This window comes from Wenzhouxiangella indolica, from assembly GCF_042310355.1.
Lineage (GTDB): Bacteria > Pseudomonadota > Gammaproteobacteria > Xanthomonadales > Wenzhouxiangellaceae > Wenzhouxiangella.
Genome location: NZ_JBHJMR010000001.1, coordinates 681,588 through 695,452, shown reverse-complemented (window position 1 = coordinate 695,452; position 13,865 = coordinate 681,588). Strand labels below are relative to the sequence as shown.

At 66.6% G+C, this 13,865-nt stretch carries 10 protein-coding genes; 3 read left to right on the top strand and 7 right to left on the bottom strand.

Annotated elements, in window-relative coordinates; genetic code table 11:
- Window positions 1-512 precede the first annotated feature (512 nt).
- Genes ACDC67_RS03290 through ACDC67_RS03280 form a run of 3 tightly spaced genes read right to left on the bottom strand, consistent with a single transcriptional unit; the run spans window position 513 to window position 4,899 of the window.
- Window positions 513-1,817: an amidohydrolase family protein gene (locus tag ACDC67_RS03290; RefSeq protein WP_376690535.1), complete on the bottom strand. Its 1,305-nt coding sequence runs from the start codon at window positions 1,815-1,817 to the stop codon at window positions 513-515.
- Complete coding sequence (locus ACDC67_RS03285) at window positions 1,814-3,271, bottom strand: amidohydrolase family protein (RefSeq protein ID WP_376690533.1); 1,458 nt, start codon at window positions 3,269-3,271, stop codon at window positions 1,814-1,816. Before ACDC67_RS03285 ends, ACDC67_RS03290 begins: the two co-directional genes overlap by 4 nt.
- The gene (locus ACDC67_RS03280) at window positions 3,268-4,899 is read right to left on the bottom strand and encodes an amidohydrolase family protein (RefSeq protein WP_376690531.1); all 1,632 of its coding nucleotides are present in this window, start codon (window positions 4,897-4,899) and stop codon (window positions 3,268-3,270) included. The genes ACDC67_RS03285 and ACDC67_RS03280 overlap by 4 nt, the downstream gene beginning before the upstream one ends.
- 135 nt (window positions 4,900-5,034) lie before the next feature.
- Between ACDC67_RS03280 and ACDC67_RS03275 the strand changes: the two genes are divergently transcribed.
- Window positions 5,035-6,345: a ferredoxin reductase family protein gene (locus ACDC67_RS03275; RefSeq protein ID WP_376690530.1), complete on the top strand. Its 1,311-nt coding sequence runs from the start codon at window positions 5,035-5,037 to the stop codon at window positions 6,343-6,345.
- A complete protein-coding gene (locus ACDC67_RS03270) occupies window positions 6,342-6,719 on the top strand; it encodes a cytochrome b5 domain-containing protein (RefSeq protein ID WP_376690529.1) in 378 nt (125 codons plus the stop codon). The genes ACDC67_RS03275 and ACDC67_RS03270 overlap by 4 nt, the downstream gene beginning before the upstream one ends.
- Window positions 6,720-6,738: 19 nt before the next feature.
- Here ACDC67_RS03270 and ACDC67_RS03265 read toward each other — a convergent pair whose 3' ends face one another.
- The 3 genes from ACDC67_RS03265 to ACDC67_RS03255 form a co-directional block, all read right to left on the bottom strand.
- Window positions 6,739-8,955, bottom strand: a complete 2,217-nt coding sequence (locus tag ACDC67_RS03265; RefSeq protein WP_376690527.1) for an MtrB/PioB family decaheme-associated outer membrane protein — start codon at window positions 8,953-8,955, stop codon at window positions 6,739-6,741.
- A gap of 5 nt (window positions 8,956-8,960) precedes the next feature.
- Window positions 8,961-9,938, bottom strand: coding sequence for a DmsE family decaheme c-type cytochrome (locus ACDC67_RS03260; protein ID WP_376690525.1), 978 nt, complete (start codon window positions 9,936-9,938; stop codon window positions 8,961-8,963).
- Between the two features lie 106 nt (window positions 9,939-10,044).
- A complete protein-coding gene (locus ACDC67_RS03255; protein WP_376690523.1) occupies window positions 10,045-11,289 on the bottom strand; it encodes an arginine deiminase in 1,245 nt (414 codons plus the stop codon).
- 167 nt (window positions 11,290-11,456) lie between these two features.
- Between ACDC67_RS03255 and ACDC67_RS03250 the strand changes: the two genes are divergently transcribed.
- Window positions 11,457-12,596, top strand: a complete 1,140-nt coding sequence (locus tag ACDC67_RS03250) for an AI-2E family transporter (protein ID WP_376690521.1) — start codon at window positions 11,457-11,459, stop codon at window positions 12,594-12,596.
- A gap of 60 nt (window positions 12,597-12,656) precedes the next feature.
- Here ACDC67_RS03250 and ACDC67_RS03245 read toward each other — a convergent pair whose 3' ends face one another.
- Window positions 12,657-13,748, bottom strand: coding sequence for a DUF4397 domain-containing protein (locus tag ACDC67_RS03245; RefSeq protein ID WP_376690520.1), 1,092 nt, complete (start codon window positions 13,746-13,748; stop codon window positions 12,657-12,659).
- Window positions 13,749-13,865 lie beyond the last annotated feature (117 nt).

Sequence of the window (13,865 nt, the reverse complement as noted above, 5' to 3'; positions counted from 1 at the left end):
GCCCGTAGGGCCGTAACGCATCGGCCGATGCGTTGCGCTTCGCTCCACGCATCCTACGCTTCTCCGCAACCGCGCAGATGGCGCGCGCAAAGCGCGCGGGGGTCAATCCAGAGCGCAAGCCCGGGATCCCTCCCATGGCCACTTTCGGAAACGATCCGGGGCACCACGCGACCAGCCGGGCTGTCGCGAAGCCCGCTCACCGAAGGGGCCAGCCCCCACAGTGAGCACGCTCCTGAGACAACAGAGCGTGGGACTTTGACTTTGAAGAGCAATTTTTGGTGACTTTTTCTTGCTCTGGAGAAAAAGTTACTCGCCATCAGCCTGCGAAGCAGGCGGGCGAAACGCCTTTGACTTGTCGAAGCCACCGAAGCGACCGGTGGCACCAACTCACCAAACGCCCCAAGGATTCAGAGATCAACCGTCCGTCAGAAACGCGCCTCCAACCTACGCCCCCATCCCCGTGCACCGCCACACCAAAACACCAAAAACCCAAAGCACCAAAAAACCATTCATCACAAAGCCGCCGCCCGCGGCCGATTGCGGTAGCGCTCGTAGAGCTGCCGCTGACGATCGCGCGAGAAATCGTAGGCTTCGCCGTCGATCCAGGCGCCCAGCACCTGGGTCGTCGCTTCCAGTGGCGAACCGTCGGTCGTGAAGAAGGTCGCGCGCTTGCCGGGCTCGAGCGTGCCCAGTTCCTCGCCCACGCCGAGGATTTCGGCCGGCCACTGGGTCACGCTCTTGATCGCGTCTTGCTCGGTCAGGCCGAAGGCCACCGCCATGCCGGCGTGGAAGGGAATGTGGCGGGCATTGCCGGCCGTGAAACCCGAGCCGCCGTCGGTAATGGCGAAGCGCACGCCGGCCTCGGCCAGGCGGGAGGCGGCGATGTAGGCGGCATCGTAGGATTCCCAGGCGCGTTCGGGCATTACGTGCACGCCCGTGAGCACCGCATCGATGCCGTTGGCGGCCAGGCGACCGGCCACGTGTTGCAGGTCGGGGCCGCCGACCAGCGCCAGGTTCTCGAAGCCCTGGCGGGCAGCCCAGTCGAGGGCGGCGTTCATGTCGTCCTCGTCGTCGGCATGCAGGAACAGGCGCTGCTCGCCGGCCAGCAGGGGCGCGAGCGCGGCGAACTGATCGTTGGGCGCCGGCCTCGGCGCCTCGCCGCTGCGGTGGGCTTCCATCGCCCCGGCCCAGGCGCGCGCCTGGTCCAGCACGCGGTCGAGCAGCACCAGGTCGTCGTTCTCCTCTTCGTCGGCGGCACCGCGGGGGAAGGCGATATGCATACCGGCCGGTGCGCGCAGGGTCATTTCTTCCCAGTTCCAGCCGGCCAGAGCGATCACCGCCGAGCTGCCGCGAATCAGGCCGCCGCGCGGCACCACGTGGGCGGTGAGCAAGCCATTGCTGGCATTGGGCGCGAACAACATGGAGTCGTGGTTGACGGCGATCTCGGCCCGGATGGCGGCATTGATCTGGCCGGTCTCGGTGGTGTCGTCGGTGCCGGCCACGCTGCCGATCTCGGTCAGGCCAAGCACGGTGCCGGCGTGGATGAGGCCGGGATAGACGTGCTGCCCGGAAAGATCCACGCGGGTCGCCTCCTCGGGCACGGCCACGTCGGCGCCCAGCGCCTCGATGCGGCCGTCGCGAACCAGCACGACGCCCTGCTCGATCGGCTCGCCGCTGACCGGGTGCAGCGTCGCACCCACGTAGGCCACCGGCTCGGCGGCGGCGGTCAGGCTCAAGGCCAGCAGGGAGAGCCCGGCGATTCGAAGTCCGCTTGTTTTCACGATTGTGGTCACGATTGTTGTCAGCGTCGGGGTCATGAGCGGGCTCCTCCCAGCAGGCGTCTCAGGGCTTCGAGCCCCGGTTCGGGATCGGCGTCCTCGGACTCCGGCTCGCCGTCGGCCTCCGGCACCGCTTCGGTTTCGGGCGCTTCTTGCGGCTCGCTCTCGCTGCGGACCAGCTCGATCAGGCGCTGGCGCTCGTCTTCCCAGGCTTCGCGCGCCTCGAGATCGCGCTGGCGGTCGAAGTAGCGCCGGCCGTCGATCCAGGTCTGGTCGACGCGGCTGGTCACCGACAGGGGATGGCCGCTCCAGATGACGAGATCGGCATCGAGATCCTCGACCACCCGGCCGATGCGATCGGCCAGGCCCAGCTGCGCCGCCGGGTTGGCGGTGACCAGCTTCAGGGCCTCGTGCTCGTCCATGCCGCCGTAGCGCACGGACTTGGCCGCCTCGATGTTCATCCGCCGCGCCAGCTCGGGATTGTCGGAGTTGACGCTGGTGAGCACGCCGCGCTCGTGCATCAGGGCGGCGTTGTAGGGAATGGCGTCGCGCGCCTCGTACTTGAAACCGTACCAGTCCGAAAAGGTCGAGGCGGCGGCGCCGTGCTCGACTAGCTCGTCGGCCACCTTGTAGCCCTCGAGCACGTGGTGCAGCGCCTTGATGCGGAAGTCGTGGCGCTCGGCCGTGCGCAGCAGCGCGATGAACTCGTCGGCGCGGTAGCCGTGCGAGTGCACGTGGATGTTGCCGTCGATGATCTCCAGCAGGGTTTCCATTTCCAGGTCGCGGCGCGGCGGTACTGCATTGCGGCCGCGATCTTGAGCGTGCCGCCGCCGATACGCCTCGGCCTGCTGGAACTTCTCGTCGATGATCTGGTTCACGCCCTGGCGGCTGTCGGGGTAGCGCGGCGTGTCCGGCTGCCAGTTGCTCTGCTTGGGGTTCTCGCCCAGGGCGAACTTGATCACGCCCGGCTGGCCCTCGACGATCATTTCTTCCGGATCCGCGCCCCAGCGCAGCTTGACGATGATGTTCTGGCCGCCGATCGCGTTGGCCGAACCGTGCATCAGGTGCATGGCGGTCAGTCCGCCGGCCATCTGCCGGTAGATATTGATCGAGTCGGCGTCGATGACATCGCCCACGCGCACCATGGCCGTGCTGATCAGCGAGGACTCGTTGACGCCGCCGACCATCGCCGCGTGCGAGTGGGCGTCGATCAGGCCCGGCGTGACGTGGCGACCGGCCGCGTCGATCTCGACGGCATCACCGGGTGCGCGCAGGTCCTGTCCCACACCCGCGATGCGACCGCGCCGGATCAGTACGTCGGTGTCTTCGAGGATCCCGGCTTCGCCGGCGGTCCAGACCGTGGCGTTGCGGATCACCACGGCGTCGGGCTGATCGGGCAGCGAGCTGTTCCAGGCCTCGATGTCGTATGCCTGCGCCGTTAGTGCGCAAAGCAGCAGGGCCGCAGCGGTCAGTAATTCGGTCGGTCTCTTCATGCCGTGCCCTCCTTGTCGTCCGGGTCGCTGCCGCGTCGTCCGCGCACTTCGAACTCTCCCTGCGGGCTCGAGCCGCTGCCTCTTCCGCGCTCGTCCTCGATGTCCATGTAGAACGTAATCGCGCCGGGCATGCCCAGCCGCGCGCCGTCGATGCGCACGTCCAGGCGGCTGCCCGAGACACGCGCCTCGGCCAGGGGAACTGAACTGCCCATGACCTTGAGCGTGCCCGACAGGGTCGGCGCCTCGCCTTCGAGCTCGAGCACGGCATCCATGTTGCCCATGCCGGTCACCACCAGGGTCAGATCCCAACTGCCGGCCGGTTCGATCTCGGGCGGCTCGAGCTCGCGCAGGATGTGCTGGCGCCCGTCGATCCAGACTTCTCGCAGCGCCGGCGATTCGACGAAGAGTTCTTCCTCGACCACCAGGAAATTCGCCATGTAGCCGGGTGCGAGCCGCCCTGCCCGGTCGCCGATGCCCAGCATTTCGGCCGGACCCGTGGTCAGCGCCGCCAGCGCCCGCTCGGGGTCGAGACCTCGCTCGATGGCGCGCGCGAGATTGGCGAAAATGGCATCCGCGCTGCCGTGCGGATGGCTGGTGAAAACGACCGGAAGGCCGGCCTCCATCACCCGCTGCGGGTTCTCCGGCGCGAGCTGCCAGTGCCGAAGCTCGTGCAGGGAGATATCGCGCTCGCTGCCGTCCACGTCGGGTGGCTCGGGAAAATCCAGCGGCAGGATCTGGCCCAGGCCGGTCTCGGCCAGGCTGTCGAGGCGCTGGTACTCGCGGCCGTGACCCACCAGCCAGGGTTCGAGCTCGAACTCGCCGGCCACGCGCGCGGCGCGCAGGCTGTCGAGCATGTCGCTCGACTCGATCACGAGCGAACGCCGGCCGTCGAAAACCGGCTCGAGCGCCTCGATGTCCTCGAGGAACGTCGGCCTCGGCTGCGCCGGGTTGCGGGCCCAGGCCGCTCTAGCCCGTACCTGCCACTGCGCATCGATCATGACCTGACGCAGGAGGGCGACTGAGCCCATGCGTGAATTGGGGAACTGCCGACCCGAAGTCGTCGCGCCCAGGGACAGGTGCTGGAACATCGCCGGCTCGATCAGGTTGTCGGCCAGGCCACCCTCGCCCAGGTTGACCAGCGCGCTGTAGCCGCGGAACAAGCCCTTGTCGGGGGCCACTGCCGCGGTGGTGAACCCGGCGCGACGCAAGCCCTGGATCCGCTCCGCCGGCCACCGTTTCGAATCCAGGCGGCGCGCGGGCGTGACGAGCGGATGCGGGTACTGGCCGGGTCGAAGCGTGTCCGTCTCCTCGTCTTCATCGGCATCCCCGTCGCTTTCGCCGGAAAAGGCGATCGGGACGTAGGCATCGATCAGCCCGGGATACACGCGAACCTCGCCCTCTTCGGGGTCGAATTCATGCACCCGGGCGTCGGCGGGAACCGCCACGTCGGCGCCGACGGCTTCGATGATGCCGTCGCGCACAACGATCGTACCGTTGCTGACACGCTCGCCCGGCGCCGTTACCAGGGTCACGCCGGTCAAGGCGTGCACGCCGGGCACGGCTTGGCGCAGCACCGGCTCCTCGGCCCGGGGCGCGGCCTGCACGAACAGCGCGGCAACAAGTATCATGATTCGGAACAAGGCGACTTCCCCTCGGCAAAAGAAGCGTAAAGGTATACCGCTTGCTGCCGGGGAAGCAAGGACGCCCCTCGCTCTGCTACATTGGTCTGCAGCGAATTCCGTCGATTCTCGAGGAGGTACTGCATGTCGGCCAGATCCGCTCACCGCCTGGTATGGCTGGCGGCGCTGCTGCCTTCACTGCTGTTCATCATCAACCTGAAAGCAAGTGACCTCGCCTCGACTACTGCCCTGCTCAACACTGCCGGTCGGCTGACGGGTGTGGCCGGTTTGTCGATGCTGCTGCTGGCCGCGATACTCAGCGCCCGCGTGCCGGGCTTCGACCGCCCCTTCGGCGGGCTGACCCGGCTGTGGCAGACGCACCACCTGCTCGGCGCCTGGTCGTTGATCCTTCTGCTTCTCCATCCGCTCCTGCTGGCTTTTTCAGCCGCCGGCGCGAGCGTCTCGGCGGCGACCAACACCCTTTTCCCGCCATTGTCGGATCTCGGCAGCTGGAGCGGCTGGGCGGCGCTGGTCCTGATGATGATCTTCCTGGCGCCGAGTTTCTCGTTTTTCGGCCACCCCCGCTACGAGCGCTGGAAGAAAGTCCACCGCCTCGCCGGACCGGCCGTGGCGCTGGCCTTGCTGCACAATTTCTGGCTCTCGCGCGGCCTGCCCCAGTGGCTCGACATCGCGCTGTGGTCCACCCTGGCGCTGCTCGCGGTCGGCGCCGTGGGCTGGCGCTTCGTGTTCTCCCGGCGCATCGGGCGAATCGAATACACCGTCAGCGACGTGGCCGCGGCAACCAACAACGTGGTGGAAATCAGCCTGGCGCCGCAGGGCCGGGCGCTACGCCATGACGCCGGCAATTTCATCTATCTCACGCTCGAGGATGAATCGCTGGAGGCCGGCCGCGGCGAGGAGCACCCCTACACGCTCTCTTCCTCGCCCGACGAGGACCAGCTGCGCGTGGCGATCAAGGCGCTGGGCGATGCCAGCCGGGCCGCGCAGACCGTGCGGCCCGGCACGCGCGCACGCGTGGAAGGCCCCTACGGACGCTTCTTTCTCTCACCCGACACGGTGCGAGAACCCGAGCTTTGGGTTGCCGGCGGCATCGGCGTCACGCCCTTTCTCGCGCGCATGCGCCACCTTTTGCGGCGCGGGGAAAGCGCCGACGCCCGCCTGATCTTCTGCGTGCAGGACCCGCCGCGAGAAATTTTTTCCGAAGAGCTGCGGGAACTGGCCGGCAAGCTCGAAGGCTTCGAGTTTCACATCCATTACTTTTACCGCGAGGGCCCGGTGTCAATGGACTACCTGCATGAGACCTGCCCCGATTTCGCTCAACGCATGGTCTATATCTGCGGCCCCGAGCCGCTCAACGCCCTGATCCGGCAACACGCCGCCCGCGCGGGGATACCCGCATCCAGAATCCACACCGAGGAGTTTCAGCTGCTATGAAACAGCTTGTCTACACGATCTTTGTCGCCTTCTGGGCCTCGATCCTGACCATTGCCGCGCTCGATGCGCTCACGCCCACCGCCCGGGCCGGTTCCGGTTCGCACGAGTCGGACGGAGATTCGACCTACACCCTGGCCGAAGTGGCCGAGCACGCCACCATCGACGACTGCTGGATGGCCATCGAGGGCAAAGTCTACGACTTCACCGACTATATCGAACAACACCCCACGCCGCCGGAAGTGCTCGAGCCCTGGTGCGGCAAGGAAGCAACCGAGGGCATGCGCACCAAGGGCTACGGGCGCGACCACTCCGAGCGGGCCTGGCAGATGGCCGAACAGTATCTGCTCGGGGAACTCATGGAAAACGGAGACTGAGAAAACGCAGGCTGACGAGTCAGAACCGATAGCGCAGGGTCGCCAGCACGGCGGTCAACGAGTAGTCCGGCGCCGGCTGGCCCAGCAACAGGATGTTGGCCACGCTGTCGATATCGATCTCGTCGTGGGCAAAATCACGGGCGCGATAGCGCTCGTGCTCGACGCGCAACTGAAGGCGCCAGCCGTCGGGCAGCTGTACGCGCGCCCAGGCGGCCCAGGCCCGGCGTCGGCTCGAGACTTCCGGCAGGGGCTCGACCGATAGTCCTTCGGCCGCGCGGACATCGATATCGCTGCGCGCACGCACGTGGACCAGGTCCGCACCCAGGTCCACGCTGGCGTCGAACCCGAACATCGCGAGGGCCCGCCGGGCGGGCGCGGACTCCCGCCACTCCAGCGACAGGCTGGAGGTCTCGACGCGGTCATCGTGGCTGGCCCACCAGTTTCTGGTCGGATCGAAGGCCAGTTGCGGCGCGAAACCCGGCCAGTCGCGGCCGGACTGTTCCGCCTCGTAGCGGTCGCTTGAGACCAGGCCCGAGAGGCTGACCCGGTCTGCGAGTTGCCAACCCAGGTCGGCGCTGATCGTGCGGGCTTCGGCGCCCTCGAGCCCGAAGCGCGAATCGTCGTAGTCGTCGCGGTTGTAGCCTGCACTCAGGCCCAGGCTCAGGCGCTGCGTGGGCTGAGTATCCATGCGCAGCCGGATGCCGGAGCGATCGCGATCGGCGACGTTGTACTTGCGCAATTCCGGATGATTCTCGAAGTCGTCCGGTTCCACGCTGCCCGGCAAACGCCCGGCGCGGTAAGGCGCCCGGCCCTGGTATTCGTCGAAACGGCGGACGGCGTGTTCGGCGTCGACGCGCAGACGAACGGCGCGCCCGAGCCGTCCTCGCCAACCCAGCTCGCCACCCCACTCGTCGAACTGCGCAACCTCGGCGAAATCGTCACGGTCTTCACGCTTGAAGCCGAGCCCCGCGACCAGTCGCTGGCTGCCGGCCAGGCGCCAGCGACTGTCGAAATCCAGGGTCTGACTGCGCAGGCTGTAGGGCAGATTGATCCGGGTCTCCTCCGGCGCACGCTGGTCCTGAGAATCGGCGCCGACGATGCGCCAGGCGAGCGACGGCGTGCGATTGTCGCGTTCATCGAACCGGTAGTTGATCACCAGGTTGCCGCGATCGGTCCAGGGCGTGACCAGTCGGACATTGCCCAGGGTCGTGCGCATCTCGGCATCGAGCCGCGAGACCGGCAGGGGCTCGTCGACCGCCAGTCGGGGATTGGCCGTGTAGGGAAGCAGCAGGTCGTTCTGCCGCATGGAGCCGAACGCCAGGTCAGCGCCGAGTCGGGCACGCCGTCCCAGCTTCCAGGCACCGAAGGCCCGCAATTGATGCGCCGTGTTGTCCGGATAATCGGCCAGGCGACCCGATCCGTCGGGGTGGCCCGTCCCCGGCGCCCACTGGGGATGAGCGGCGAAGGGGTTGTCGAACGTCAGCGAATCGCGTGCGTTGCGGTAGAAGGAGCTGGACCAGGCCAGGCCCATCTGGTGGCCGCCGGGATCGCTGTAGGTGAGACGGCTCTCGATACGCTGCGTGCGATCGTCGACCACCGCGGGAAGAAGCATGCCCCTTGGATTGCCCCCGGTGTAGCCGAAAATCGCGCCAATGATCCGGTTGCCATCGCGATGCTCTTCGCTGGCGTCGACTTCGACGCGCCAGCGATCGCGAAATCGCTGTCGGAACCCGAGGTCGAGGCGTTGGCGCCGCGAGCGGATTTCGACGGCGTTCAGCGCAGCCGCCGGATCGGAGATCCCGGCCGTGGTCTGCTGGCCCTGCCAGTCGCCCGGCAAGACGTGCCGACCGGTCGAGTCGAGCGAGAACGGCGTGCGACCGCCGGACAGCGTCCAGCCCGGCAGCTCGCGCCAGGACAGCAAGACGGACTGGCGCCCGGCGCGGTCGGCGCGCACGCTCAGCCGTCTCGAGTCGAGGCCGAGCCGGGCGCCATCCAGGCGCCATCGCCAGTCCTCGGGTCGTTCACCCTGGTACTTGAGCGAAAACGAAAGCAGCGGCGCGAAGCCTTGCTCGTCGAGCCCGGAATAGCGCCCGAAGAGCCCCGATTCGTCCTCCAGCCAGGCCAGGCCGAGATCGATGTGGCCGAACAGGCGAGGCGCCTGGCCGAACACCGGTTCCGCTGCGGCCGAGGCGAGCAGGCAGGCGGCGAGCAGGGCTGATCTCGAGACTCGATTCATGACCGCTAACGCGTCAACCCGGGCGACGACGGGTGATTGGAGCCGTGCACCGCGCTGTGGCAATTCATGCAGGACTGGCCGAGCAGGTTGGGATCGGCGCCGCGCGGCGGCAATCCACTACCGCTTCGCACCGTGCTGGGATGGAACTGTGCCAGGTGACACTGCTGGCAAAGCTGCGGCGGACGCTGGCGCAACAGGGCATCGTGGATGCCACCGTGCGGCAGATGGCAGCTGCTGCAGTCCTCCCTGACCGGCGCGTGCTCCCACAGGAAGGGGCCTCGCAACTCCGCATGGCAGTCATAGCAGGTTTCGTTGAGCGTGGCTTGATTGAGACTTGCTGCCGACACGTTGCCGTGCGGGGCGTGGCAGTCGCTGCAGGTCAACAAACCAGTATCCGAAGCCAAGGCGCTGCCGCTGACGGGGTGGCGGTGCGGGCGCTGAAACTCGGCGCGCTCGCGCTGGTGACAGTCGAAACAGGCGGAAACCTGGCGATCGGGGTCGAGCGCCGGATCCCCTTCCCGCTCGTGGACCGCGTGGCAATCCGTGCAGGCCAGCTCCTCGAACTCGTGCACGCTGCCGCTCCAGTGCGGCCCGACCTGGGCGGCGTGACAGTTCATGCAGGTCGCGTTGGCCGCTTCCGGCGCATCGGCATCGCCGAAGGATCGATCCGGCAGCGGCCGGGAGCCGTCTTCATTGACCGAAAAGTGGTCCCGGCTGGGCCCGTGACAGGCCGCGCAGGCCTGCCCGCCGTCACCGAAAAGCACCGCGTGGCTCGAGTGCAGGATGTCATCGGCCGGCCGCGAGGCGTTGGGCCCGTGGCAGACGAGGCAGGCTCGGGCGTCGTCGGAAACGGCCGCAGCGCCATCCTCGCCCGGTGCAGCCAGGCTTGCAGCCACCATCAACAGCAAGCCGCCGCCGACCGCTGCGCCGAGACTCAGCGCGTACCGGTGAATGCTCGAGCTACGTTTCGATGTCCCTGCCATGCCGCGCTCCCTCTACGATCAAGCGGCGAATCCCACACTTCCATGATGGCAGATTGTCACGCCCGTTCAAGTGCGACCTTGATCGGCGTCAATATCGGGCCCGGTATCAGACGGGACCGCGCGCGACCGGCATGGTCATGCACCGGCAGCCGCCGCCGCCGCGCGAGAGCTCCGCGCCGCCGATCGTCACCACGACACGCTCGTCCGGGCCGATCGTGCGCTTGCCCTCAATCAACTCGGGCGCATCGACGACGTTGAATCCGGCGCCCGAGAGCGCCTCGACGGTATAGCGATTGTGCCGGTAGCCCAGGATCTGGCCCGGGCCGAAGGCGAAGAAATTGGCCCCGCTGGCCCACTGCTCGCGCTCCTGGTGGAACTCCTGTTCACCGCCGCAATTGATCGGCGCCAGGTCGACGCCCAGCGCCGACAGCGCGCCGAGCACGTCCCGGTATTCGGTGATCTTCGCATCCGGTCCGCCGTTGAAAGCGCAGTGGAAGGCGCGCGAGCGGTTGGCGCCGGTGATCAGGGGCGGAAACACCACGCACTTGTCGTGGTCGACCATGGTGAAAATCATGTCCAGGTGGATCGTCGCCCGCGTCTTGGGAATCTCGACCACGATGAAATTGCTGATCGGCCCCTGTGAAGCGATCGAGCGCATCAATTGGTCGATGCCGGCCAGCGAGGTTCGCTCGCTGTAACCGATGACTGCCAGGTCCTCGCGGATCACCAGCAGGTCGCCGCCCTCGATGGTGACCTCGGAATTGCGGTTCTCGGTGCCGTCGAAGTAGAAACCGCCGGTGTGAATGTCCGGGTGATACTGAACCACGGCCTTGAGCAGCAGCGCCTCGGCCATGCGCGCGCGGTAGGCCATCGAGCCGATGATGATGCGGTCGTTGACGCACATCGTTGCATCGCGCGTGAAGAAGGTATTCGGTAGCGGCGGAATGGCGTAACGCGAGGGGCTCAGGAATTTCTCCAGGCTGATCGGTTTCTTGGGCGTGCCCACCACCAGCTGCCGCGCCAGGTCCTCGGCCGAGAGATCGAGCAGTTCGTCGCGCACCTCGGGGGAATCGAACAATTCGCACAGCGCCTGCACCAGCGCTTCGCAAACGCGGCCGTCCTCCAGCACCTCCACCAGCAGGTCGTGCAGCTCGATCGTGCGGCACACACGCTCGAGCACACCCTTGAGCTGACGGTGCTCGCCGACGGCCAGTTCCAGGTTGAGAATATCGTCGTACAGCACCTCGGCCGCCGTCTGCGGCGTCATGTTCTCGATTTCCTGGCCCGGTGAGTGGACGACCACGGTCCTGAGCGGTCCGATTTCGGAGTTGACGTTGATATCGATTGTCATGGAGAAGAATCTGCCTTTGCCGTATGAGCTTCTAGGGCCCGCGGGGACGAACCCGGCGTCGCCGCGGGATTATACCCTTCGTGGCCGTTTCGGGGTCACGCCCGGCAGTTGCAAGCACCGTGAAGCCCTGCCAGTATTCGCGCATCGCGTCCGCAACGGAAAGATCGATGAACGAGTCCCGACACACACCGTTTCCGCAGCTCAGCCGTTACCAGATCCTGTGGATCCTGGCCAGCCTGTTGATCGCCGGGTGGCTCCTCTGGCTGCTCGGACCGGTTCTGACGCCCTTTTTCATCAGCGTCCTCATCGCCTACATGGTCAACCCGATCGTCGGCTGGCTCGAAGACAGGCGCATACGCCGCGACCTGGCCGTGGCCGTCGTCTTCGCCCTGGCCTTCCTGCTCATGGTGGTGGTCCTGCTGATCGTCGTGCCCGTGCTGATTCGCGAGATTGCTGACTTCTTCGGCCGGCTGCCGGGCTACGTGGACGCCTTCCAGCAGAACGCGCTCCCCTGGATCGAAGCGCAGCTCGGCATCACGCTCGATCTCCAGTCCTTCGATGTCGAGCGCGCGCGCGGGCTGATCCAGGAGTACTTTTCGAATATCGCCGGAGCGGCCGGCAACGTCCTGAGCATCATGACCCAGTCGGGCGGACGCTTCCTGGTCTGGATTACCTCGATGGTCCTCGTGCCACTCGTCACGTTCTACTTGCTGCGCGACTGGCGGCTGCTGATGGACACCCTGCGCGACATCCTGCCCCGCAACGTCGAACCCACGGTCGTGAAGCTGACCGAGGACTGCGACGAGGCACTCGGCGGCTTCCTGCGCGGCCAGCTAATGGTGATGCTCAGCCTCGGCCTGGTCTATGCCACCGGGCTGTGGATCGTCGGCCTCAACAATGCCATCGCCATCGGCATGATTGCCGGCCTGGTCAGCTTCGTGCCGTACCTGGGCGCCATCATCGGCATACTGCTGGCCGGGATCACGGCGGTGATCCAGGATTTCAGCCTGGTCTTCCTGGTTTCAGTCGGCGTGGTGTTCGTCGTCGGCCAACTGATCGAAAGCTTCGTGCTCACGCCCAAGCTGGTCGGCGACCGGATCGGCCTGCATCCGGTGCTGGTGATCTTCGCCGTCATGGCCGGCGGCCAGCTGTTCGGCTTCGCCGGCGTGCTGCTGGCACTGCCGGCAGCCGCGGCGGGTACCGTGCTCGTGCGCTTCGCCTACAACAATTACAAGCTCAGCGAGATCTACAAGGCCGATCACGACACGGAAGACGAGGAAGACGGGCAAGCCGAGCAGACGCCATGAAAAAGCCCCGACCGACGGAATCGGCCGGGGCTTGCGTCAAGGCATAGCCAGTCGCGCTGTTTACTGCGACTGATCAACCAGGTTGCAATCCACGGTCTGAACCACGCGGTTCAGCGTCCAGGTCGCCTCGGCGCCGCCGTCGAGCATCGCGGTCAGGACAGCCTCGGAGCAGGAGATGAACTCGATGCCGAAGGTTCCGGCCTCTTCGATGTTGGCGCTCTCGTCACCGGCCAGCGTCGCACCACTTGCCGTGTAGAGCGTACCCATCGCCTCGCGTCCGTCGAACCCGGCCTCGCCGGAGTCGAGCGTGAACCAGCGCTGCTCGCCCGAACCGTCCGGTGCATAGGTGTAGACCGAGCCCACGAGCTGATTGCGCGCCGGGATCGGCAGGAGCGCCAGGCCTTCCTCGGCCTCGTTGGCGGACTCCCACCAGCCGTTGACGCTGTTGTCGACCGGCGTGCGCGTCTCGAGCGCCCCGACCGGCAGGGCCAGGATGCCCAGCGGCTGGTTGATGCCGTCACCGATCGCGATCACGGTCACATCCAGACCCGCAGGCAGGTCGGCGGGCAGCGGGTCGATGAAATTGACCGTGCCGTCGTTCGAGGCAACCTTCAGGTCATAGGTACCCGCCGGCACGGCGAAGTAGCCGCTTTCGGCGAAGTAAGGCACACCGACCAGACCGTTGACGACATCGCCCGCGGCCGTGCGGATCGATACCTCGGTATCCTCGGAAGCCGCAGCGAACGGTGCGGCGTGCACGACCCGGATATTCAGGTTGCCGTCGCCCGGAGCGTCAGCATCGTCGACCAGCGGCCACAAGGCCAGGTCCTGCGTGCTGCCGTTGCCGGTCGCAAGCACCGTGTAGTCGACATCATCGGACAACTCGACCGACGCAGACATGGCCGGATCCTCGGCACCGGCCGGGAAAACGGCCAGATCATAGCTGCCGGCGGGGAGTTCGACGTAATCGGTGAAGTCACCGAACCGGAAGTCTTCGAGCAAGGTGTCGCCGTTGGCCGTGACCGTAACCGCGGAACCTTCGAGGCTGTCACTGAAGGGGGCGGCGTGAACCACGCGAACGCGCGCGTCGGCCAATACGGACGAGGCTGCCACGGTTGCGGCAAGACCGACTAGCATTCCGAGCTTGTTCATGGGGAGAACCCTCTGACTGTGAGTGAGTCTGGAAATTACTCCCCACTTGTCGACGAGCGGTCAATAAACTGTCACGAAACCGTGAAGCCCTCGATAAAATTCGAAGAGGGGTGAGAC